Origin of the sequence: Bacillus sp. RO1, assembly GCF_012524115.1 — a bacterium.
In the GTDB taxonomy this organism is placed as follows: domain Bacteria; phylum Bacillota; class Bacilli; order Bacillales; family Bacillaceae_I; genus Sutcliffiella_A.
This window is the reverse complement of record NZ_JAAZWB010000040.1, coordinates 24,977-47,648: the sequence shown is the minus strand read 5'-3', so window position 1 is coordinate 47,648 and position 22,672 is coordinate 24,977. Positions and strand designations below refer to the sequence as shown.

General features: G+C 41.3%; 19 protein-coding genes and 1 other annotated feature. Of the genes, 2 read left to right on the top strand and 17 right to left on the bottom strand.

The features are described from left to right. Positions 1 to 603 precede the first annotated feature (603 nt). The 13 genes from trxA to zapA form a co-directional block, all read right to left on the bottom strand. Positions 604 to 918 carry a thioredoxin gene (trxA, locus tag HC179_RS03620; protein ID WP_047972068.1) on the bottom strand — a complete coding sequence of 105 codons (315 nt, stop codon included), beginning with the start codon at positions 916 to 918 and terminating at the stop codon, positions 604 to 606. Positions 919 to 1,319: 401 nt separating this feature from the next. Beyond that, on the bottom strand, positions 1,320 to 2,297 hold the full coding sequence (locus HC179_RS03615; RefSeq protein WP_168863098.1) for an electron transfer flavoprotein subunit alpha/FixB family protein: 978 nt from the start codon (positions 2,295 to 2,297) through the stop codon (positions 1,320 to 1,322). A 194-nt stretch (positions 2,298 to 2,491) separates the two neighbouring features. Further along, positions 2,492 to 3,265: an electron transfer flavoprotein subunit beta/FixA family protein gene (locus HC179_RS03610; RefSeq protein WP_010195739.1), complete on the bottom strand. Its 774-nt coding sequence runs from the start codon at positions 3,263 to 3,265 to the stop codon at positions 2,492 to 2,494. Between the two features lie 65 nt (positions 3,266 to 3,330). Then, the gene (locus HC179_RS03605; RefSeq protein WP_168863097.1) at positions 3,331 to 4,104 is read right to left on the bottom strand and encodes an enoyl-CoA hydratase; all 774 of its coding nucleotides are present in this window, start codon (positions 4,102 to 4,104) and stop codon (positions 3,331 to 3,333) included. Positions 4,105 to 4,141: 37 nt separating this feature from the next. Continuing rightward, entirely contained in the window at positions 4,142 to 4,729 is a 588-nt protein-coding gene (locus tag HC179_RS03600) for a TetR/AcrR family transcriptional regulator (protein ID WP_168863096.1), read from the bottom strand. A gap of 155 nt (positions 4,730 to 4,884) precedes the next feature. Continuing rightward, positions 4,885 to 6,573, bottom strand: a complete 1,689-nt coding sequence (locus tag HC179_RS03595; RefSeq protein ID WP_168863095.1) for a long-chain-fatty-acid--CoA ligase — start codon at positions 6,571 to 6,573, stop codon at positions 4,885 to 4,887. Between the two features lie 131 nt (positions 6,574 to 6,704). Further along, positions 6,705 to 7,883 (bottom strand): cation:proton antiporter, encoded by a 1,179-nt coding sequence (locus HC179_RS03590; protein ID WP_168863094.1) that lies wholly within the window; start codon positions 7,881 to 7,883, stop codon positions 6,705 to 6,707. Further along, positions 7,883 to 8,377 (bottom strand): cation:proton antiporter regulatory subunit, encoded by a 495-nt coding sequence (locus tag HC179_RS03585; RefSeq protein ID WP_168863093.1) that lies wholly within the window; start codon positions 8,375 to 8,377, stop codon positions 7,883 to 7,885. Before HC179_RS03585 ends, HC179_RS03590 begins: the two co-directional genes overlap by 1 nt. A 642-nt stretch (positions 8,378 to 9,019) precedes the next feature. Continuing rightward, entirely contained in the window at positions 9,020 to 9,427 is a 408-nt protein-coding gene (locus HC179_RS03580) for a DUF350 domain-containing protein (RefSeq protein ID WP_148987837.1), read from the bottom strand. A 14-nt stretch (positions 9,428 to 9,441) separates the two neighbouring features. Continuing rightward, positions 9,442 to 11,799, bottom strand: coding sequence for an endonuclease MutS2 (locus HC179_RS03575; protein WP_168863092.1), 2,358 nt, complete (start codon positions 11,797 to 11,799; stop codon positions 9,442 to 9,444). 28 nt (positions 11,800 to 11,827) lie between these two features. Then, positions 11,828 to 13,549: a DNA polymerase/3'-5' exonuclease PolX gene (gene polX, locus HC179_RS03570; RefSeq protein ID WP_168863091.1), complete on the bottom strand. Its 1,722-nt coding sequence runs from the start codon at positions 13,547 to 13,549 to the stop codon at positions 11,828 to 11,830. 128 nt (positions 13,550 to 13,677) lie between these two features. Beyond that, positions 13,678 to 14,223 (bottom strand): CvpA family protein, encoded by a 546-nt coding sequence (locus tag HC179_RS03565; RefSeq protein WP_168863090.1) that lies wholly within the window; start codon positions 14,221 to 14,223, stop codon positions 13,678 to 13,680. Positions 14,224 to 14,228: 5 nt separating this feature from the next. Beyond that, positions 14,229 to 14,498: a cell division protein ZapA gene (gene zapA, locus HC179_RS03560; protein ID WP_060664833.1), complete on the bottom strand. Its 270-nt coding sequence runs from the start codon at positions 14,496 to 14,498 to the stop codon at positions 14,229 to 14,231. 94 nt (positions 14,499 to 14,592) lie between these two features. Here zapA and rnhC point away from each other — a divergent pair, with 94 nt between their 5' ends. Continuing rightward, on the top strand, positions 14,593 to 15,549 hold the full coding sequence (rnhC, locus tag HC179_RS03555; protein ID WP_168863089.1) for a ribonuclease HIII: 957 nt from the start codon (positions 14,593 to 14,595) through the stop codon (positions 15,547 to 15,549). Positions 15,550 to 16,561: 1,012 nt separating this feature from the next. Here rnhC and pheT read toward each other — a convergent pair. The 3 genes from pheT to HC179_RS03540 all read right to left on the bottom strand — a co-directional run bounded on the left by pheT (position 16,562) and on the right by HC179_RS03540 (position 21,331). Continuing rightward, positions 16,562 to 18,976, bottom strand: coding sequence for a phenylalanine--tRNA ligase subunit beta (gene pheT / locus HC179_RS03550; protein WP_168863088.1), 2,415 nt, complete (start codon positions 18,974 to 18,976; stop codon positions 16,562 to 16,564). A gap of 14 nt (positions 18,977 to 18,990) precedes the next feature. Continuing rightward, a complete protein-coding gene (pheS, locus tag HC179_RS03545; protein WP_148987843.1) occupies positions 18,991 to 20,025 on the bottom strand; it encodes a phenylalanine--tRNA ligase subunit alpha in 1,035 nt (344 codons plus the stop codon). 251 nt (positions 20,026 to 20,276) lie between these two features. Continuing rightward, positions 20,277 to 20,521: a binding site (T-box leader), on the bottom strand. A 51-nt stretch (positions 20,522 to 20,572) separates the two neighbouring features. Further along, the gene (locus tag HC179_RS03540) at positions 20,573 to 21,331 is read right to left on the bottom strand and encodes a TrmH family RNA methyltransferase (RefSeq protein ID WP_168863087.1); all 759 of its coding nucleotides are present in this window, start codon (positions 21,329 to 21,331) and stop codon (positions 20,573 to 20,575) included. A 118-nt stretch (positions 21,332 to 21,449) separates the two neighbouring features. On the opposite strand from HC179_RS03540, the gene sspI reads away from it, so the two are divergent. Beyond that, a complete protein-coding gene (gene sspI, locus HC179_RS03535) occupies positions 21,450 to 21,656 on the top strand; it encodes a small acid-soluble spore protein SspI (protein ID WP_010195705.1) in 207 nt (68 codons plus the stop codon). A gap of 42 nt (positions 21,657 to 21,698) precedes the next feature. On the opposite strand, the gene HC179_RS03530 is transcribed toward sspI, so the two are convergent. Next, entirely contained in the window at positions 21,699 to 22,658 is a 960-nt protein-coding gene (locus tag HC179_RS03530; protein ID WP_168863086.1) for a nuclease-related domain-containing protein, read from the bottom strand. Between the last annotated feature and the right edge of the window lie 14 nt (positions 22,659 to 22,672).

Below are 22,672 nucleotides of genomic sequence, written 5' to 3'. Positions count from 1 at the left end.
ACGGTTGCGATTTTATTGATATATCCTGAGTTTTCTTGATATATCCTTGAATTTCTTGATATCCCCCTGAGTTTTCTTGATATATCTCAATTTTTCTTGATATCCCCCTGAGTTTTCTTGATATATCTCAATTTTTCTTGATATCCCCCTGAGTTTTCTTGATATATCTCAATTTTTCTTGATATCCCCCTGAGTTATCTTGATATATCCCATTTTTTCTTGATATAATCGCGATTTTCTTCATATATCCCAGTTTTTCTCAAAAGGTGCCGAGTTGGCTACCTTGTTAGTTCCTTTGGCACGAAACAAGCAATTAAGCTTGTTTGTTTACGTTTAATAGTTCAGCCTAAGCTTTTTCAGTTGAGATGAGGTGACGGTTACGATTAAAGCGATTTTATTGATATATCCTGAGTTTTCTTGATATATCCTATTTTTTCTTGATATCCCCCTCAGTTTTCTTGATATATCTCAATTTTTCTTGATATAATCGCATATTTCTTGATTTATCCCAGTTTTTCTCAAAAAGTGCCGAGTTGGATACTTTTTCAGGTCCCTTTACACGCAAAAAGCCCGGTCACAGGACCGGGCTTTTTGCAAAATGCATTAAGCGTGCTTGTTTAATAGTTCAGCCAAAGCTTCTTTCGGTTGGAAACCTACTGCTTTGTCTACTACTTCACCATTTTTGATAACAAGTAAAGTTGGGATGCTCATTACGCCGAATTTTCCAGCAGTTTCTTGGTTCTCATCCACATCAACTTTAACAATTTTCACTTTGTCACCCATGTCTTGATCTAATTCTTCAAGAACTGGAGCGATCATTTTACAAGGTCCGCACCAAGGCGCCCAGAAATCAGCAAGAACTAGGCCATCGCTAGTTTCTTGTGTAAAGTTTTGGTCAGTTGCATTTGTAATTGCCATAATAAATTCCTCCTAAGCCTTTTATATCACAGTTAACAATATATGCTGTTAATGTGTTCTCTGACAGATGGAAAATCTTTCAGAGTTTTACTATAGCTAAAGTATAGCATTTACCACATAGTGTTGCTAATTATTTGCTTCGTTATAGGTTTACCCGTTTTCGGCCATTTTATTTCACACTAAGGTTTCCCGAACCACCGCTGGTAATTTACGCACTGGGCTTCGCTTTCCTAGGGGCTGACGAGAGCCTCCTCGGTAATCCTGCGGGGTCTCCAGCTAGCGCTATCTCCCTCAGGAGTCTTCGCCCTGTGCTCCAATCACCAGCTAGGTTATCCCTTATTCAATCCATCACATTAAAACAGCCAAGCACCTCACGTGCCTGGCTGTTTGTTGATATAAACTTAGTTCGTCACCAATAGCTTTTTGAATTCCGCTGTTAACATCGGAACCACTTCAAACAGGTCACCTACGATACCATAGTCAGCTACTTTGAAAATGTTTGCTTCTGGGTCTTTGTTAATTGCTACGATCACTTTGGAGTTGGACATACCAGCAAGATGCTGAATAGCTCCAGAGATACCGCATGCAATGTAAAGGTCTGGCGTTACGACTTTACCAGTTTGACCAATTTGCAGAGAGTAATCGCAATAGTCTGCGTCACACGCTCCACGGGAAGCACCAACTGCCGCTCCAAGTACGTCTGCCAATTCTTTTAGTGGCTCGAAGCCTTCTTCAGATTTTACTCCACGGCCACCAGCTACTACTACTTTCGCCTCGGAAAGGTCTACACCCTCTGTAGCTTTGCGAACAACTTCTTTAATGATTGTGCGAAGATCCTTAACATCAACATCAAGAGAAGAAACGTCACCTGTACGTGACTCATCTTTATCAAGAGATGCAATGTTGTTTGGACGTACAGTTGCAAAAATGACGCCGTCTGTTACGATTTTCTTTTCAAATGCTTTTCCAGAGTAGATTGGTCTTGTGAAGACTAAGTTTCCACCAACCTCTTCCACTTCAGTTGCATCAGAAATCAAGCCGGAATTTAATTTGGAAGCCAATTTAGGGGACAAGTCTTTTCCTAAAGCTGTATGTCCAAAAATAATTCCTTCTGGGTTTTCGGAATCAATGACTGCCATTAAAGCTTGAGAGTATCCGTCAGATGTGTACGCTTTCAAGTTAGTGTGTTCAATTGTTACAACACGGTCTGCACCGTAAGCAATCAGTTCTTGAGCAAGTGATCCTACACCTTCCCCAACTAGTACAGAAACTACTTCGCCACCTTCTGCTACTGTTTTTCCTGCTGCAATTGCTTCAAATGATACATTACGTAATGCGGAATCACGCACTTCTGCTAATGTTAATACTTTTCTTGCCATGTTTGTCTCCTCCTGTCCATGTATCTATCTTTAATCCCTGTTAAATGACGCTATTGATTTCCACAGCTGGCTCTCTTTCCGCGGGGCACTTGTTGAGCCTCCTCAGGCCTCCTGCGGGGTATCACCTAAGTGCTACCTCCCGCCGGAGTCTACGCCATCTGCTCCAATCAAACGCTAAAAGTTTATATCACTTATTAGATTACTTTTGCTTCGTTTCTTAATGCGGAAACCAATTCTTTTACTTGTGCATCCAACTCACCTTGAAGCACTCGACCTGCTTCTTTTTTCGGTGGAAGGTAGATTTCAAGCGTTTTTGTCTTCGCTTCTACATCATCCTCATCAAGGTCTAAATCATCTAATTCTAATTCTTCAAGAGGCTTTTTCTTTGCCTTCATGATCCCAGGTAGAGATGGATAGCGCGGATCGTTCAACCCTTGTTGTGCTGTTACAAGCAATGGAAGGGATGTTTCAATAACTTCGGAATCTCCTTCAACATCGCGCACGATAGTAGCTTTTCCGCCTTCGATTTCTAGCTTTGTGATTGTTGTTACGTAAGGAATATCCAATAACTCCGCTACACGAGGCCCAACTTGTCCGGAACCACCGTCAATTGCTACGTTACCACCGATAATTAAGTCTGCATCTTTATCTTTTAAGAATTCAGCCAAGATTTTCGCTGTTGTAAATTGATCTCCATTTTCTACGTCATCTTCTGTGTTGATCAGTACCGCTTTATCAGCACCCATCGCAAGTGCCGTACGAAGCTCTTTTTCTGCCTCTTCAGAACCGACTGTCACAACAGTTACTTCTCCGCCATGTGTGTCTCTTACTTGAATCGCTTCTTCTACCGCGTACTCGTCATATGGGTTGATAATGAATTCTGCACCATCTTCATTTATGCTGCCATTTGAAACGGTTAGTCTTTCCTCAGTATCAAATGTTCTTTTTAATAAAACAAAAATATTCATCACAGTACCTCCTGTTTAAACATTAATTTTATTAGTAATATTCAGATTTTATATTATAAAAAAAATTACTTCCCTTTAAATTCGGGAGCTCTTTTTTCCATAAACGCTGTAATACCTTCCTTGCCATCTTCTGATGTGAAGACTCTCCCAAATAATTGCGCTTCTCTTTCTACGCCTTGATAAAATTCTTCATGCTTTGCAAAACGGGACAACTCAATGACAGAAGCAACCGAGATTGGTCCTTTTTGTGCAATCTTTTTCGCCATCTTAAAAGCTTCATCCATTAAAACTTCTTCATCGACGGCTTTGTTTGCAAGTCCCCATTGAACAGCTTCTTCCCCTGTCAGTGTGTCACTCGTGAAAAGCATTTCAAATGCCTTGGCGGAACCAACTAATTTAGGTAAACGCTGAGTCCCAGCAAAACCAGGGATCAGCCCCAACTGCAATTCAGGCAGACCAAGTTTAGCTGTTTTCGTCACTAAGCGGATATGGCAACCCATTGCTAGTTCAAGGCCTCCGCCTAGAGCTGCACCATGGATGGCTGCGATAATCGGTTTTGGAAAGTTCTCCATTCTTTCAAAAAGATCCTGACCAAATTTCGCAAGTTCGGCAAATTCCTCACCGGTTTCCACCGTGGTGAACTCTTTGATATCCGCACCTGCAGAGAAAAATCTTCCTTCTCCGTGAATCAGAACGACCCTTACCTCTTCTTGCTTTTCTAAATCATCCATCAATAATGAAAGCTCTTTCAAAACTGCGGATGACAAAGCATTCGCGGGGGCTTTGTTGATGGTGATGAGAGCAATACGTTCTTCTACTTTCATTTGCAAAAATTCCATTAATAATCCCCTCCTTATGTATAGAACACAGAGCTAGTTAAGGGGTAGCTCCAAACCCCTTGATTAATAGTTCATGTACTCTTGGTGCGACGGCTGTCAGGTCGTACTTTTGATCATTCATGACCCAAGTAGTAATCGTTTCATCAATCGTACCAAACACCATTTGCCTTGCTAGGCGGACATCTAAGTCGGAACGAAGCTCACCGTTTTTGGTACCAGCCAGTAAAATTTCATCTACAACATGTAAATACCCTTTTAACACCTCGTTAATCTTCAGTCGAAGCTCTAAGTTGGATTGTCTTAACTCCAACTGGGTTACAATGGCCAGATAGTGATCTTCAGCTAGCATGGAAAAATGTTTTTCTATCAACGTTAATAATTTCTCTGTTGATGTCGATTTTCCTGCAATTTCTTGACGAATCTTTTCGACGAAGAGTCCCATTTTCTCTTGAAACAGTGAGATCAGGATGTCTTCCTTATTTTTAAAATATAGATAGATGGTCCCGTCTGCTACTCCGGCCTGTTTGGCAATTTTGGAAACCTGTGCTTGATGGTAGCCATTTTCCGCAATGACAATGACTGCAGCATCTATTATTTGTTTATATTTAGGTTTTTGTTGTTTCAACCTTTTCGCTCCCTTTTAAAAATGAATGAATAATCATTCATATTTTCATGATACTGTACCATGAATGAACTGTCAATCATTATCTTATCATAATTTTCGTGCAAGTTACTATAAAAAAGAGAGAGAGGTTTTTTACATCTCCCTCTCTATATTTATCACTTCGCTATTTTCTGCTTTTCTTCTTCCACCAATGCTCTTCTGAGGATTTTTCCAACGGCGGTCTTAGGTAGTTCGTCTCTGAATTCATAGTATCTTGGTACCTTGTAGGCAGCAAGGTGTTTTCTTGTATATTGGTCCAGTTCTTCTTCAGTAAGGTTAGAGCCAGCCTTTTTCACGATGTATGCCTTAACGGTTTCACCGCGATATGGATCAGGAATTCCAGCGACAACCACTTCCTGAATTTCCTCGTGTTCATATAATACTTCCTCGATTTCTCTTGGGTAAATATTGAAGCCGCCGGCAATAATCATATCTTTTTTGCGATCAACCACATAGAAATATCCGCGCTCATCCATATAACCTAAATCTCCCGTTAAGAGCCAGCCATCTTTCAAGACAGCTTCGGTTTCTTCTTTTCGGTTCCAATATCCTTTCATGATTTGTGGACCTCTTACAGCAATCTCTCCAATTTCCCCTGTCGGAGCCAGTTCTCCATTTTCCATGGAAAGAATGACGGATTCTGTATTTGGCCAAGGAATTCCAATGCTTCCTGACACCCTTTCATTCCATAGGAAATTAGCGTGGGTAACCGGTGATGCTTCGGAGAGCCCGTAACCTTCAACCAGTTTTCCTCCCGTAACACGTTCAAACTGTTCTTGTACTTCAACAGGCAGAGCTGCCGATCCACTGATACATGAATCTATGGAAGATAAATCATATTTTTTGATATCAGGATGATTTAACAGGGCAATATAAATTGTTGGTGCTCCAGGGAAAAGTGTCGGCTTTTCCTTCTGAATGGTTTTCAATGTTGTTTCCGGGTCAAACTTCGGTAGTAGTATCATTTCGTATGCCTGCATGATGGAAAGGTTCATTACTGCCGTCATCCCGTATACATGGAAGAACGGTAGAATTCCAATAACCTTTTCCTGTCCCTTTTTGCATCTGTACATCCAGTTGACACTCATAATTGAATTGGAGACAAGGTTCATATGTGTTAACATAACACCTTTGGGGAATCCTGTTGTGCCTCCGGTATATTGCAGTAACGCGAGGTCATCGTTAGGGTTGATCAGTACATCGATAGTTTGAGCTTCCGATTGTTTAATGATTTCAGTAAACAAATGGTTTTGTCCACTATGCTCCACCTTTACTACTATTCCGTACTGTTTTTTCTGAACAAATGGATAAAGCATATTTTTTGGAAACGGTAGATAGTCCTTTATTCCCGTAACGATAACATGTTTCAGGTTTGTTAGCGCTTTCACTTTTGATACTCTAGGGTAGAGAATATCTAACGTGATGATGATTTCGGATCCGGAATCGTTGACTTGGTATTCCAGTTCACGTTCCATGTATAGTGGATTTGTCTGCACAACAATACCGCCGGCGAATAGAACGCCATAATAGCTGATGACAGCTTGAGGGCAGTTTGGGAGCATGATAGACACTCTGTCTCCTTTTTCAATTCCAAGTCCTTTTAAATAGTTTGCCAGTTTTAAAGATTGATCATAAACTTCTTCAAATGTTAATTTTTTGCCGAGGAAGCTAATAGCCGTTTTTGTTGGATATTCTTCCGCCGCTTGTTTTAAGTAAGACTGCAGTGTTCGCTCTTCGAAGTTGATCTCATGAGGTATTTCTTCAGGATAAAGTGATAGCCATGGCTTGTTCACTATTTGCTCCATTCCATTCCCTCCTCTTTATCGGCCTGTACTACTACAAAAGGCCCATATCTGTTTGTTATAGTATATCAGCAATTCCATAAAAATTATAACATTTTTTTGATTTTTGCGAAAAATGATGAAATATGACACCCTTAACCAGGAACCTTCAGCTTTATGTTCTTTTTCATCCTCTTCTTTTCATAAAATATATTCGTTAATTTCGGCGCTAAAATAAAGAGCAAGATTCCGAGTATCGCAGAAACTAGGATGAACACGCTACTAAATAATTTCGTAGCTCCAGTGGCAATCGATGCAATAACCACAGAGAATTCTCCTCTTGGTGTGAGTGAGAAACCAGCTCGTAAAGCAACCCTCTTTGTGAGCCCATACCATCTACCACCAAGCATTCCGACCAAGATTTTTCCAAGCAAAGCCCACCCAATCAATGTAAGCAATAATCCTACATAAGGCACTCCTTCTCCAAGGTCTATCGTCGTGCCGAAATGCATAAAAAATATAGGTAAAAGTAAATCTCTCACAGGTAAGGTAACCTGCTCGATATCTTCTGAACGCTTCGTCTCGGCAAGCATGATACCTGCTAAAAATGCCCCTAATACTTCTGACAGCCCAAGTAACAATGCAATGCCGGCATAACTAAGGGCAATGCCGACTGTAAGCATGATGAAAATATCACTTCCGACCAATCTCTCAAAAAATTTCTCCAAACGGATGAAGCCATATCGACCAATGACCATCGCACCTGTGGTTAACAACATGATCTTACCTAAAAGAATCACAAAGTCCATTCCTGTTATCCCGCTGTCCGAGGCCAATCCAATTAGGACTGCAACAATGATTGGTGCCACAACATCTTCGAAGATGAGAATCGCAAGTATGTATTCCGACTCTGCATTGGCCAATCGTTTCGTACTCTCCAATAGCTTGGCAGAAATCGAGGAACTTGTGGCATATAGGACACCGCCTATTAAGAAGGAAGTTAGAAGATCTAGACCAAAGAAGAGACAAATGACAGTAGACATTCCAAAGTTTAAGGCTACATCCAATAACCCAGGTTTCCATACCTTGAACGCCATATTTTTTAATTTTTTCAGGGGGAATTCCAATCCAAGTAGAAAAAATAATAGTACAATTCCTATTTCACTAGCTGTATACAATAATTCGTTTTCTGTTATAAATGTTCCGATGCCAAGTCCTAGAAATATATATAGTATGACGCCGGGGATCTTCATTTTCCCTCCGACATATCCCATAACAAATAGAACGAGTAATATGACTCCTATGCTTACAAGTATTGGAGTACCTTCATGCATCAGGTAGCAGTCCCTCCCTCGCAAAGCTTGGTCAGTTTTTCAATTTGGGCTTGTTTGCCACAAACCATCAATATATCCTTTTCATGGAGCTTTACATCGACATCTGGCACGGCGATGTTATCTTCTCCTTTTACAATTCCAATAATGGATGCACCTGTCTTGGTTCTTATTTTCGATTCTCCTATCGATTTTCCAATTAAGGAGGAAGCTTTTTTTACTTCAATCCACTCAATAATAATTTGTTTCTTAAATATTTTCATCTTATCCATATCTACAGGTTGATACATAGCACCCAGCAGTTGAGCACCAAGTTCCCTTGTTTCATCTGAGGTCAAAGAAATGGAGAAATCTGCTTCATCATTGTCTGGGTCTTCAAAAAAATACATTTCCCGTTTTCCTGAATGGTGAACAACCAAGACCACCATATTCCCCTCAGCCGTAACAAATGATAGCTTTTTCCCAATCCCCGGTAGTTCTGTCGTTTTAAATTGCATACCAACAACCCCTCCCATACCACCTATATTCTCCGACTCTACCCTTTCTCCCTGCTGAACAATTTTTTAAGGTAAGAAAAACTGGGAAAGAAACTCGCCCAGTACTAATTTGAAAAATTGGTTAATTACCGCTGTTCCTTTCCGCAAATGACTTCGCTTTCCGCGGGACGGTGCTTGAGCCTCCTCACAACGCTTCAGGGGTCTCAACCTACCGTTACTCCCCCGCTGGAGTCTCCGTCATTTGCTCCAATCCACAGCTAGACTTATAGTTGACCCTTTTTCCGGTAACTCGTTTACAACTCTTCTTGTAATACAATTGGTGAATGAAATAGCCAAGTTGATTGTAGTGGAAGGCGCGCAGACGCCCGCGGGAGGAAGGGACAGGTGAGACCCCGGAAGGCGAAGCCTGAGGAGGCTCACGGACCGCCCGCAGGCAAGCGAAGCGCCTGGAACGGAGATCAACAGTATATTCTACTTTATTGTCCTTTAAAAAAAGGAAGAATCAGCAATGTGAAACTTGCTTCTTCTTCCTCACTGTTATTAACTCTTTATGCAATAAAAAGATAAATGATTCCAATTATGACAAACACGATACAACATCCAATCAACACTTTTGCTAAAGTTTCCAAAATTCCCTACTCCTTATCCAATACTTGCCCCAATAATAAAAGACAACCCTACAGAAATGACAAAGGAAATAAACCCTACAGCCCAATTCCCTTTTTCTATTTCCTTATCAATGTTAAAGCTTGGTGTCAAAAACTCAAAGATAAAATAGGCAAACAACAACAAGACAAATCCGACCGCTCCCCAGCCAATCATCGTCAACAACGTATCATGATCGCTGATAGAGTACCTGAAAATGTTGGCGATGCCTAGTATTTTACCGCCTGTTGCCATCGCTACAGCAAAATTACCTTTTTTAATTTCTTCCATGTTTTTATACTTTGTAACTAGTTCAAAAATAGCCAGAAACAGAACAAGACATAGTACCACCACACTAAAATTGGCAGCCGTTCTGACTAATTCATTTTCCCAAAAAGCAGACATATCAGGCTCCCTTCTTATTTCAGTTCGACGACGGTAACACCAGTGCCACCTTCAGACGCCTCACCAAATCGATAATTTTTAACGGAACGGTGGTTCTTCAAGTAATTTTGCACCCCAACACGCAGCGCTCCAGTCCCTTTACCATGAATGATAGAAACACGGTGATAACCTGCTAATGTAGCATCATCCAAGTATTTTTCCACTCTCATGAGTGCATTCTCAAACCGTTCGCCACGCAGGTCCAGCTCTAAGCTTACATGATAGTCTTTCCCTTTGATGGTAGCCAGTGGCTTCGTTTCCACAGGCTTTGGCCTGCTCACATATTGAATGTCCTTTGTTTTCACTTTCATTTTCATGATGCCTATTTGAACCTGCCATTCCTTGGCTCCCGTTTTTTCCACAAGATGTCCTTTTTGGTTTAGGCTCAATACCTTCACTTCGTCACCAGGCTCCAGCGTTTGATTGCTAGCTTCCTGTTTTTTCGTAGCTGCAGATTTTTTTACAGTAGGCACAGCACCTTCCAATCGTTTTTTGGCATCGATTAACTCGTGCTCTTTTACATTGGCATGCTGTTCCATTCGCATCTTGCGCAATTCACGAATAACCTTTTCTGCTTCTTCCTTTGCATCCTCCACCATCTTCTCGGCTTTTTCGGCTGCTTTTTCGTACAGTTTATCACGTTGTTCGTTCAGCTCCTGCATTTGCTGTTCAAGATCTTCGTGCAGTTGCTGTGATGTTTTTCTTATTTTTTCTGCTTCTTTCCATTCTTCTTCCGCTCTTTTTTGGGAAGCTTCCAAAGAAGCGATCATATTCTCCACTTTGTTGCTATCCTCACTGACAAAGCCTTTCGCCCGGTCGATGACTTCCATGCTCAATCCTAGACGTTTAGAAATTTCAAACGCATTACTTCTACCAGGTACCCCGATAAGTAAACGATAAGTAGGACTTAGTGTATCCACATCAAATTCGACACTTGCGTTGACTACCCCATCACGGTTATACCCATATGCTTTTAACTCTGGGTAATGGGTAGTCGCAATCACACAGGCACCTCGTTGATATACTTCATCCAAAATCGAAATAGCAAGTGCTGCCCCTTCTTGTGGGTCTGTACCAGCGCCAAGTTCATCAAAAAGAACCAGACTGTCGTGGTCCACTTTTTTAAGAATATCCACAATATTGACCATATGCGAAGAGAATGTACTTAAGCTTTGCTCGATGGATTGTTCATCCCCTATATCTGCATAAACAGCAGAGAAGACTCCCACTTCCGACCCGTCTTGAGCTGGTACATGGAGTCCTGATTGAGCCATGATCGTCAATAATCCAAGTGTTTTCAACGTTACGGTTTTACCGCCTGTATTAGGACCGGTAATAACAATGGAGGTATAGTCTTTTCCAAGCTCAATCGTATTTGGCACAACTTCTTCCTCATTGATGAGAGGGTGTCTTGCCTGAACTAGTCTTATATATTTATCATTATTTATTTCTGGTTTTGTTCCGCGGATATGCTTTCCATACTTCGCTTTAGCAAACATAAAATCTATTTCCGCCAGAATATGAACATTTTCAAGAAGATCACGGGCCACTTCTGCTACTTCGGCTGAAAGCTCGGCTAGTATACGATCTATTTCCAGCTTTTCTTTCACCTTTGCTTCTTGAAGAACATTGTTGAGATCTACCACCTGCTGAGGCTCGATGAACAATGTTGCTCCTGAGGAGGATTGATCGTGTACGATCCCACCATAAGAACCGCGGTATTCTTGTTTAACCGGTATAACATAACGCTCATTACGAATAGTGATGATGGCATCTGACAACATCTTCTGTGCGTTGGAAGAACGAATCATGCTCTCCAGTTTTTCTCGCACTCTAGACTCTGTGGACCTTAATTGCTGACGGATACCTCTTAGCTTATCACTCGCTCCGTCCAGAACTTCCCCATATTCGTCTATACAATTTTTAATATTGCGCTCAAGTTCAGGATAGATGATTAACTGATCCATATATTCTTTTAGAAGAGGAATGGATATATCTTCTTCCAATACAGATTCCACAAAACGGTCTAGCTTTCGCGCCGCATAAATGGTTCCTGCGATATCCAACAATTCATGTGTGTTCAATGTCCCGCCTATATCTGCACGTTTTACATGCGCTCGAATATCGGTGATTCCACCAAGTGGAACTTCCCCTTTTAATCGAAGGACAGTTGCCGCCTCATCTGTTTGCAGCTGTCTGTTTACCACTTCTTCATAACTGGTGGCAGGCGTCAGCTGGGCCACTTTTTCTTTTCCTAATGAGGATGCCGAAAAAGTAGCCAATTTATCTTTTACTTTATTAAATTCCAATACCTTTAAAACCCTAGGTTGCACGGTACCATAACTCCCTTCTGTCTTTACATTACGTATGGTGTCGTGTTAAAAATTTCTTTAACTCGTCCAGTGACCATGTATTGATAACATTGTCTTTTTTGATCCAGCCTTTTCTTGCCGCTGCCACTCCCACTTCCATATGATCCAGCATGTCGATGCTATGGGCGTCTGTATTTATGACTAGCTTCACTCCAGCATCTTGTGCGAGTCGAACATAATGGCTAGCAAGATCCAAACGGTTCGGATTGGCATTGAGCTCAAGCGCAGTATCCGTTTCTTTTGCTAGCTGAATCAACATTTCCACATCCACATCATATCCTTCCCTGCGTCCAATCAGGCGTCCTGTAGGATGTGCGATAATATCTACATGATTATTTTCCAACGCTTTTCTCAAGCGGTCCATGATCACTTCTCTTTTTTGTGAAAAGCTTGAATGAATCGATGCGATGACAATATCCATCTCCTCCATTAACTCATCATCATAATCAAGAGAGCCGTCTGGGAGAATGTCCATTTCCACACCTGATAATATTGTTATATCATTATACTTTTCATTCAGCTTCTTAATTTCTTCCTTTTGTTGTCGAAGGCGTTCTGGCGTCAATCCGTTTGCTACTTTTAAATATTGAGAATGATCGGTAATCGCCATATATTTATACCCTTTTGCACGGTTTGCTTCTATCATCTCTTCGATTGTGTAGGCACCATCGCTATAGGTGGAGTGCATATGAAGATCTCCTCTTATGTCATCTAGTGACAATAATGGTATCTCTCCATGCTCTAATGCATAATCCACTTCTGTCCCATCTTCTCTTATCTCAGGCGGAATGAAAGGCAGGTTAAAATGACGGAAGAACGCTTCTTCCGTTTTGAAATGTTTCATTTCTCCTGTTTCCACATTTTCCACACCGTACTCACTGATTTTCTCTCCGCGGTCTTTTGCAAGCTGGCGCATACGGACGTTATGGTCTTTTGATCCGGTAAAATGATGCAAAGTTGTAGGGAAGCTTAAAGGTTCCACCATGCGGAAATCAACGGACACATCATAATCATATTTTAAAATGATGGACACTTTTGTATCACCATTTGCAATAATTTCTATCACCCTATCCATTTTCACAAGCTGCTCCCGTACTTTGGTAGGTTCTGTTGTGGAAATGATAAAGTCCAAATCTTTAATGGTTTCCCTGTATCTGCGCAGGCTGCCTGCACGGGAGTATTCCTCTATTCCATCCACGGTGGCAAGGAATTGTTCGATTTGCTCTGCAATCGGCGTCATAAAGGAGATTGGCAAACGATCTGGACGTTTTCCAACTTCCTCAATTGCAGCAAGGATTTTCTCCTCTGTCTTTTTTCCAAAGCCTGCAAGCGCCTGCACTTTTTCTGCTTCACACGCTTCTTTTAAGCTTGTCATATCTACTACGTCTAGCTCTTGATAAAGTTTCGCTATTTTTTTGCCGCCAAGCCCAGGCAATTTTAATAACGGAATCAATCCTTCTGGAACTTCCTGTTGCAGCTCCTCTAAAACGGAGGATTTCCCTGTTTCCAAGATTTCATGGATAACAGCTGCAGTCCCTTTTCCTATGCCACTTATTTTTGTGAAATCCTCTATTTGACTTAAGCTTCTTTCATCATTTTCAAGTGCCAGTGCAGCTTTTCTGAATGCTGAAACTTTAAAGCCGTTTTCGCCCTTTAACTCCATATATGTCGCAATCGTTTCAAGCCATTTTACGATTTGTTTTTTATTCACGTTACTTCACCTGACCTTATGTAGACTTATCTTATTAAATCATACAAATAAATGAGGCAAATGTACAATCGAACAAACTAGATCCACAAAAAAACAGGCCCAAAGAAGGCCTGTTTTATCGTGTAAAATTATTGCTTACTTGCCATATACCCGGTCCATAATTCTTGTAGCTTTTCTGAGAATATCGGTGTATTTTCCACAATTCCCTTTGCCATGGACGAATCACTGATTGAGGACTGCACCATCTCCAAAGGAACCAATGCTCCTATATATAAGAAAATAAATACAATCAAGTAAACTTCCACAAAGCCTAACACTGCACCTGCCCAGCTGTTCACCTGTTTCAAGATCGGCAAGTGGGAAAGGAAATCCAACATAGATCCGATAATCTGCGCAGCAACCCTTGTTCCAAAGAAAAGAATCGCAAAAGCAACAGCCCTGTAATAAGCCGTATCGAGACTTATCGTCTCAAAGAACATGGAAAACTCTGCATTGCCAAAACTCGGCATCGGCACCCAAAGTTTTAATTTCGGTGCTAAGTCAGCATAAAACATATATGCAACCACAAAGGCTGCTATAAAGCCGGAAAGATGGACAATCTGCATAATGAATCCCCTGCGGATCCCAACAATCAGTCCCATAATAAATAGAAAGATAATAATCAAGTCTAACATCGTACTCAACCCTTTTTCTTTAATTCTCTCTCAAGCATATCGTATTCGTCTTTTAATTTGATATAATCATGTACAACATTCACCGCAGTAAGAACTGCCAGTTTACTGATGTCCAAGTTTGAATTTTTGCTATTGATTTCTCTCATTTTTTCATCGACAATGGAAGCAACAAGTCGTATGTGACTTATACTTTCCGTACCAACAATCGAGTATTGTTGTCCATATATGTCGACAGTTGTGCGAGTTTTATGCTCTGACAACGTGTATGCCCCCATTCATTAAAATCCTAATCTTTATAATACCACGAAACATTGTAAAGTGGAAAAGAAACATGGAAAAATGTAAAAATTTGTAGTAGGAGTGAATTAATTGTCATATCAAGTCATCCAGGTATCTGGAACTATTTTAAACAAAATCGAAAGTTTCTATAAAGAACATAAAATAGATAAACTTCCAGCAGGTGCTGTTTTTGTCGCCAAATCGCCTACTTGTAATATTACCGCATACAAGTCGGGAAAAGTGCTGTTCCAAGGAAAAGGGGCGGAAGAGGAAGCGAACATATGGAAGGGGTTTGGGGCAACGGATGCTCAAGCTAAATCTAGCAAAAAAGCAACTACTGTATCATCTGCGGGAAGCAAAGTGAAATCCTCCTTGCCTACAGGGTTTGCATCCCTTTCTGTCATCGGATCTGATGAAGTAGGGACAGGAGATTATTTTGGGCCGATTACTGTTTGTGCTGCATATGTAAAAAAAGAGCACATGGATAAATTAAAAGAGCTGGGTGTGCAGGATTCGAAGGCATTAAATGATGAAAAGATTGTGCGGATAGCAAAAGCAATCTTGCCGCATGTTCCTTACAGCCTATTAGTTTTACATAATGAAAAATATAATGAACTGCAACAGAGTGGTATGAGCCAAGGAAAAATCAAGGCTTTGCTCCATAATAAAGCATTGCAACATGTATTAGATAAAATCGCCCCAGAGAAACCCGATGCGATCCTCATTGACCAGTTTGCTGAATCTGGGATTTACTATCGCCATGTGGCTCAGCAGAAGAAAATTGTTCGTGAAAATGTTTATTTTCATACCAAAGCGGAAGGCCTGCACCTTTCCGTGGCAGCGGCCTCCATCATTGCGAGATATTCTTTTTTGAAAGAGATGGATAAGCTGAGCGAATTAGCAGGAATTACCATACCAAAAGGTGCGGGTTCTAAAGTGGATAGTGCAGCTGCAAGGGTGATCGAAAAGCATGGAGAAGGCTTTTTAAACAAGGTGGCAAAAGTCCATTTTGCCAACACGCTGAAGGCAAAAAAACTGGTCAGATAACTTTACCAATGGAAAGTTCGTTTACAGTTGGTTGTCTTGTGCTATAATTTGTGTATACACATGATTGAAGAAGCCAAAGTGTTGGACGCACTTTGACTTAACAGTATAAGTTCCGCAGAAGCACGGCTACTGTGGAGTCGAACGTAATAAGTAACTCACCCGACTGCCTAACAGCGAATTAGAAGTCACGGGTGGGTTATTTTTTTGTCATTTCTTTTATTAGCACGATTACTAGATTTACAAACGCAAAGAGGAATAGTCCTGATGTGAGGAATAGCTGCATCTCGCTCATACGGTCACCCCCGTTCTCCACAGGGATTCACCGCACCACCCGTTCCTATTATACTGTCCACTCTATTATACCATTCTATCAGAAAAACAGAACACACGTTCTTATAAATCATTCGAAATACCTAGGTTTTTCCTTAAGAGAAACAGGCAAAATAGCTTGGCCTTTTTTAATTATAAGAATTTGAGTTTGGTTAATCGCTAACCGCAGCTATTTCTTTCCGCACCTTAAGCCTCCTCGTCAGTGTAGTTTCGCCTACGTGGTCTCAACATTGCCGCTTCCCTGCTCTGTTACTTTCTGATGGGGGGGTTTTAGGCTTTGAGACAGCTTCTCTGTTACCGTTTTTACTTTTCTGATGGGGTTTCGGGCTTTGAGACGGCTTCTCTGTTACCTTTTTTGCTATTCTGATGGAGTTTCGGGCTTTGAGACGGCTTCTCTGTTACCGTTTTTGCTATTCTGATGGAGTTTCGGGCTTTGAGACGGCTTCTCTGTTACCGTTTTTTTTTCTGGAAGAGCTTTGGGTATTGATGTGGCTTCTCTGTTACCGTTTTTGTTTTTCTGGAGGAGTTTCCGGCTTCGAGACGGTTTACTGGTTTTGCCATTAACTCGATTAGATAGCTTTTGTTATCCTTTAGGTAATTGAAAGCAACTGTGTTTTATGCTTTTTTATTCATTAAAAAAGCACAAAAAAGGGATCCCATTTGGAATCCCTTTTTTGTTTTTTTAGCTTCTTAATACTGCGTTGAATTTTTCTTCGACTGCTTGAAGCACTTTTGTGTGGACTTTTGTTACTTCTTCGTCAGTCAGTGTGTGTTCTGGGTGGTAGTAGCGTAATGCGAAAGCGACTGATTTTTTGGATGAGTCGATTTTGTCACCTTCGTACACGTCGAATACCTGAACCTCTTTCAATAAAGAACCACCTGTTGTTTTGATCACTGCTTCCAACTCACCTGCTGGAGTTTCACGATCTACCACAAGTGCGATATCACGGCTGATGGATGGGAAGCGCGGAATTGCTTCGTATTGGATTTCTCCGATGCTTTCTCCAAGTAGTGCTGTTAAGGAAAGCTCGAATACATATGTTTCTGGTAAATCTAGCTCATTTAATTTCTCTGGATGAAGCTGACCAATGAAACCGATGCTCTCACCGTTCAGTAAGATTTCAGCTGTACGTCCAGGGTGTAAGCCATCTTTTTCAGAACGAGTGTAAGTGATTGTTTCACTCACTCCTAGCATAGAGAACACGCCTTCCAAAATTCCTTTGGCTACAAAGAAATCAACTGCTTTTTTCTCTCCCTGCCATGGATGTTGCTGCCATAGACCTGTTAGCGCACCAGCAAGACGTTCTTTTTCTTCCGGCAATACAGCTTCTTCTTTCCCAATGAATACAGACCCGATTTCATATACTGCGTTCGCTTGCAAGGAACGAGCGATATTGTGTTGTAGTGCTTCTAGAAGATGCGGCACAAGGCTTAGACGCAGCGTGCTTCTCTCTTCACTCATTGGCATCGCAAGGCGAATTGCTTTTCCATCTTCAAGGGCGAATTGCTTCGCGCGCTCATCGCTTGTCAGGGAGTACGTAATGTTTTGGATTAGACCAGCACCCTCCAGGTAACGGCGAACTTTACGACGCTTCGCTTGATATGGAGTCAACACGCCAGGTGTTGCAGCACTTACAGGCAGTGTAGTTGGGATATTGTCATATCCGTAAAGACGTGCCACTTCCTCAACAAGATCCTCTTCAATCGTGATATCCCCACGACGAGTTGGAACGGTAACGGTAAAGCTGCCGTTGTCTTCAGATACCTCAAATTGCAGCTTCGTGAAAATATCTTTCACTTCCGCAGCAGTGATGGAAGTTCCAAGCACGCTATTAATTTTTTCGACAGTAGTGCTGACCACTGCAGGTTCTACTCTCAATGTGTTTACTTCCACGGAACCGCCGACCACTTCACCGCCAGCATATTCTGCCATAAGGGCAACTGCTCTTTCTGCCGCCTCATGTGTACGGTTCGGATCAATTCCTTTTTCGTAGCGGGCACTTGCCTCACTTCGAAGACCATGGTCTTTTGAAGCTTTACGTACAGTCACTCCATTGAAGTATGCGGACTCAAGCAGGATTGTCGTTGTATCAGATTGAACCTCTGAATTCGCACCACCCATTACTCCGGCAAGAGCGACAGGCTCTGTTCCGTTTGTGATTACAAGGTGATCTTCTGTTAACGTACGCTCTGCATCGTCAAGGGTTGTAATTTTCTCATCCTTGCGAGCACGGCGTACAAGAATTTCCTTGCTACCAAGACGATCATAATCGAACGCATGCAATGGCTGACCGTATTCTAATAAAATGTAGTTTGTGATGTCGACCACATTGTTGTGTGGGCGGATTCCAGCTGCCATCAGACGACCTTGCATCCAAAGCGGTGAAGGACCAATTTTCACGTTTTTCACTACTTTTGCTACATATAACGGGTTGTCTTCAGAAGCGTCCACATTTACGGAAATATAATTAGAAGCTTCTTCATTGTTCGCTTCATATTCAGTAGATGGCCATTTTACTTCACGGCCAAGGATTGCGCCAACTTCATATGCCACACCCAGCATACTTAAAGCATCTGAACGGTTTGGTGTAAGCCCTAGTTCCATAACTTTATCATTGCGGTTTAGGTATTCAAGTGCATCTGTACCCACTTCCACATCATTTGGGAATACAAAAATCCCTTCAGAGAATTCTTTTGCCACAAGCTTAGAACCAATTCCCAACTCTTGCAATGAACAGATCATCCCGTTGGATTCTTCCCCGCGAAGCTTTGCACGCTTTATTTTAAAATTTCCAGGAAGCACTGCCCCAACGGTTGCAACTGCCACTTTCTGGCCTTTGTCTACATTTTTGGCACCGCAGACAATTTGTACAGTTTCTCCGTTTCCAAGGTCCACTTGGCATACGTTCAATTTATCCGCATTTGGATGTTGTTCCTTTTCTAAAACGTGACCAACAACGACACCTTTGATTCCGTCGTTCAGCACTTCCACGCCTTCTACTTCAATACCGCTTCTTGTAATCTTCTCTGCCAAGTCTTCAGCAGTAATATCATCTATATTTACGTAATCTTTTAACCAATTGTAAGATACTAACATGGTTTCCCCTCCTCTTAAACTCGATTGAATTGCTTCACGAAACGTTGATCGTTTGTGTAGAAATGGCGGATATCGTCAATGCCGTAACGAAGCATCGCAATACGCTCAGGTCCCATCCCAAAAGCAAATCCTTGATATTTTTTCGGATCATAACCAGACATTTCAAGCACACGCGGATGAACCATACCAGCTCCAAGAATTTCAATCCAGCCAGTTCCTTTACACATGCTGCAGCCTTTGCCTCCACATTTCGCACATGTTACGTCAATCTCAACAGACGGCTCTGTGAAAGGGAAGAAGCTAGGACGCAGACGGATTTCACGGTCTTCACCGAACATCTTTTTCGCAAATGTTTCAAGTGTCCCCTTAAGGTCACTCATGCTGATGTTCTCGTCAATCACAAGCCCTTCAATTTGCGTGAACTGGTGGGAGTGGGTCGCATCGTCGTCATCACGGCGATACACTTTACCAGGACAGATAATTTTAATAGGTCCCTTTTCCTTATTCGCTTCCATAGTTCTTGCTTGAACAGGGGAAGTTTGCGTTCTTAAAAGTACTTCATCTGTAATATAGAAAGAATCCTGCATATCGCGAGCAGGGTGATCCTTTGGCAAGTTTAATGCTTCGAAGTTGTAATAGTCCGTTTCAACTTCCGGTCCTTCTGTAATCGTGTAGCCCATTCCAAGGAACAGGTCTTCGATTTCTTCGATAACTTTTGTTAATGGATGAGGATTACCTGTTGGAGCCGGGCGGCCAGGTAATGTTACATCAATTGTTTCAGATGCAAGCTTTTTCGCTACTTCTGCCTTTTCGAGTTCAGCCTGCTTTGCTTCAATTTTCTCCGCAACATTTCCACGGACAACATTAGCCAGTGCTCCCATTTTCGGGCGCTCTTCTGCTGAAAGCTTACCCATTCCTTTTAAAATTTCCGTGATAGGACCTTTTTTTCCAAGGTACGCCACACGGACTTCATTTAGTGCTTTTAAGTCTTGCGCTTGTTCTACTTGCTCAATGGCAAGTGTCTCTAATTCCTTCAATCGTTGTTCCACATCTATTCCTCCTTGGTTCAATTTTTATAAAATTCATATCCTGTTTAACGATTTAACGCCGCTGTAGATTTCCGCACTGGGCTTCGCTTTCCGAGGGGCGGTGCTTTAGCCTCCTCACAACGCTTCAGGGGTCTCAAGTCTACCGCTACCTCCCTCCGGAGTCTTCGCCCTGTGCTCCAATCAACAGCTAAGAGGTTCTAAATTCTAATCACTCTCTTATAACAGAAATAAACAAAAAAACTCGCCCCTCAAAAAGGGACGAGATATTCGCGGTACCACCCTAGTTAACAAAGACATAATTACTCTTTGTTCGCTCTATTCCAGATAACGGCTATCTAACCGGTCCACCTTTACAGCATCGCTTATGCCTGCTGGTCCAAGTGTCACTCAAGAGGTGAAATGTTCACTCTTTCTTCCTTTAAGATGCTTTCAGTCTGCGGCACCTTTTCCCTGATAAGGTCTGAAACGAGCTACTTGCCTCTCTCATTGCTTTGTTCAGTATGTAACTATTTTTATATTATATTGAAAACATGTGGCAGATGCAACTCTATCCACGTAAATAATACATTAAAATTCCCGCTGCTACACCTACATTCAAGGATTCACTTTGTCCATGGATAGGGATGTAAAGGTTCTGGTTTGTCATATCGAGATGTTCTTTGGCCATCCCTTTTCCTTCATTGCCAAGTATCAGCGCGAAAGATTGGGATGGTTGTACTTGTTGGAACGGCAATCCATTTTGCAGGGAGGTTCCGTAAACAGGTGTGTTGAGTTCTTTACATTGTTGAATATAGCTCTTGAGATCACCTCTTGCTATCGGCAGGTGAAATATCGATCCTTGTGTGGAACGAATCACTTTTGAGCTATATAGATCAGCGCAACCTTCTCCTAAAATAACCATGTCCATTCCGGCAGCATCCGCAGTTCTTATCATTGTGCCCACATTTCCCGGGTCTTGAACATTATCTAGCAAAAGAATTTTTTGGTTAGGTTGCAGTGTAAGTGCGTTTTGCTCCGGAATGCGGCAAATCGCTGCGACTCCTTGTGGTGTTTCTGTTTCACTAATTTCTTTTAAGACATTGGGAACGGCATATATTAGTTCCACATGGTTAAGGTCCCACTCATTCGGGATGGTGCGATCTTCTGAAATGATGATTTCTTCCACAAGATTGTCCACTTTCAAGGCCTCTTCAACCAGGTGAAATCCTTCAATGATGAAAGTTCCGGATTGTTCACGTTCTTTCTTTTTCTGCAGCTTTTTCCACTGTTTCACTTTATTATTCTTGATGGATTCTATATGTTTCAATACTTGTTTCTCCTTTTCCGCTACTCATTACTGTTATTATACGCATTTTATTCACATAATTAAACCATCTATTGGACATGCTAGGTGTTGATACTATTTTCCCTACGAGGTGATAAGGATGAATTTGAATTTACGTCATGCGATCCGTCAGAATGTGGAAGGAAATTCTCAAGACCAGCTTAGAGAGACAATCTTAGATGCCATTAATAAAGGCGAAGAAAAAATGCTTCCAGGTTTAGGCGTGTTGTTTGAAGTAATTTGGGAGAATTCTTCTGAGCAGGACAAAGCTGAAATGCTCTCAACTTTAGAGGATGGATTGAAATAGTATTGGACCAAAGACAGCTCCTTTTTGAGGGGGCTGTTTTTTTTATTTCAGTTTGTAGGTTCTCCTGTATTTTGAGCCGCAGTGTGTTAGTCCTAGAGAGTAGATAATTTTAGACGTGGTTGAATTCGTTGCTAGCCCTAGAAATTCTTTTAACTCTTGATGGGTGATGTTTTGACCGAAAAGTAAGCGGTATTCTTCCAGGTTTCCTAAATGGGCATCTTTAGATTTCAAATTGCATTTTTCACAAAGCCACGATCCACTCTTCCTGTTCATGGTAAAGTTCAAGCAACCAGGGCATGCTACTCCTTTAATAATAACCTCAGGCTTTATATCATATCGTTCAAGGATGTTAACATCTTCCTCGCAATGCTGCTTTAATAATTTTCGCGAAATCTTTAGTAGTTCTTTTTCAGTAAATATGGACGAGTCGAATTGTTGATTTAACTCCTCTAGTTTTGAAAAAAGATTATGTGCATGCATGACAGATTGTGAAGCTTTCACTCGTGAATCTGATCTGATAATGGTTTGAGGATTAGTAAAACAAACAAGGGATTTTATTGGAGGACGCTTCATCTTTTGACTTTCTATAAAAGAATCTAGTCTTAGTTTCTGTTTTTTCACTTGATCTAACGGATTATAGAAACCTTCTTCTATGCCATTTAATGTCCGAATGAATTGAGCGAAATGATTTTCAAATGTGACTTGGCCAATGATGTTTTTAATTTCAATGATGAGGAAATATTTTGAGGTTAAGAGGAGGACATCCATTTGAAAGCAGAAGTTACTAGCTGATTTTAGTCTTAATGCATGAAAGATATAGTATTTGCGCTCATCCAAAAACGATAAATGATACTCCATGGACTCCTCACCTTTGTAGCCTGCTATTCTTTTGGCAAGATCTTGCTCAATTTTCGGTCTTTTTGGATGATTTTTATCAATTCTTCTCAACAATGCTTCTAACTTTCGGATTGTTAACGGTTTTTCGAGTGGTTTTATTATCATTTTTCCCTCCAAAA

Bases quoted from the DNA above. Each gene is read 5' to 3' on its own strand.
- HC179_RS03605 (WP_168863097.1), bottom strand. From the start codon at position 4,104: ATGGAATTTTTGCAAATGAAAGTAGAAGAACGTATTGCTCTCATCACC.
- HC179_RS03565 (WP_168863090.1), bottom strand. From the start codon at position 14,223: ATGTTAGACTTGATTATTATCTTTCTATTTATTATGGGACTGATTGTT.
- pheT (WP_168863088.1), bottom strand. From the start codon at position 18,976: ATGTTAGTATCTTACAATTGGTTAAAAGATTACGTAAATATAGATGAT.
- sspI (WP_010195705.1), top strand. From the start codon at position 21,450: ATGAATTTGAATTTACGTCATGCGATCCGTCAGAATGTGGAAGGAAAT.
- HC179_RS03610 (WP_010195739.1), bottom strand. From the start codon at position 3,265: ATGAATATTTTTGTTTTATTAAAAAGAACATTTGATACTGAGGAAAGA.
- HC179_RS03595 (WP_168863095.1), bottom strand. From the start codon at position 6,573: ATGGAGCAAATAGTGAACAAGCCATGGCTATCACTTTATCCTGAAGAA.
- HC179_RS03615 (WP_168863098.1), bottom strand. From the start codon at position 2,297: ATGGCAAGAAAAGTATTAACATTAGCAGAAGTGCGTGATTCCGCATTA.
- trxA (WP_047972068.1), bottom strand. From the start codon at position 918: ATGGCAATTACAAATGCAACTGACCAAAACTTTACACAAGAAACTAGC.
- zapA (WP_060664833.1), bottom strand. From the start codon at position 14,498: ATGGGGGCATACACGTTGTCAGAGCATAAAACTCGCACAACTGTCGAC.
- HC179_RS03580 (WP_148987837.1), bottom strand. From the start codon at position 9,427: ATGTCTGCTTTTTGGGAAAATGAATTAGTCAGAACGGCTGCCAATTTT.
- HC179_RS03585 (WP_168863093.1), bottom strand. From the start codon at position 8,377: ATGCAATTTAAAACGACAGAACTACCGGGGATTGGGAAAAAGCTATCA.
- HC179_RS03590 (WP_168863094.1), bottom strand. From the start codon at position 7,883: ATGCATGAAGGTACTCCAATACTTGTAAGCATAGGAGTCATATTACTC.
- HC179_RS03530 (WP_168863086.1), bottom strand. From the start codon at position 22,658: ATGATAATAAAACCACTCGAAAAACCGTTAACAATCCGAAAGTTAGAA.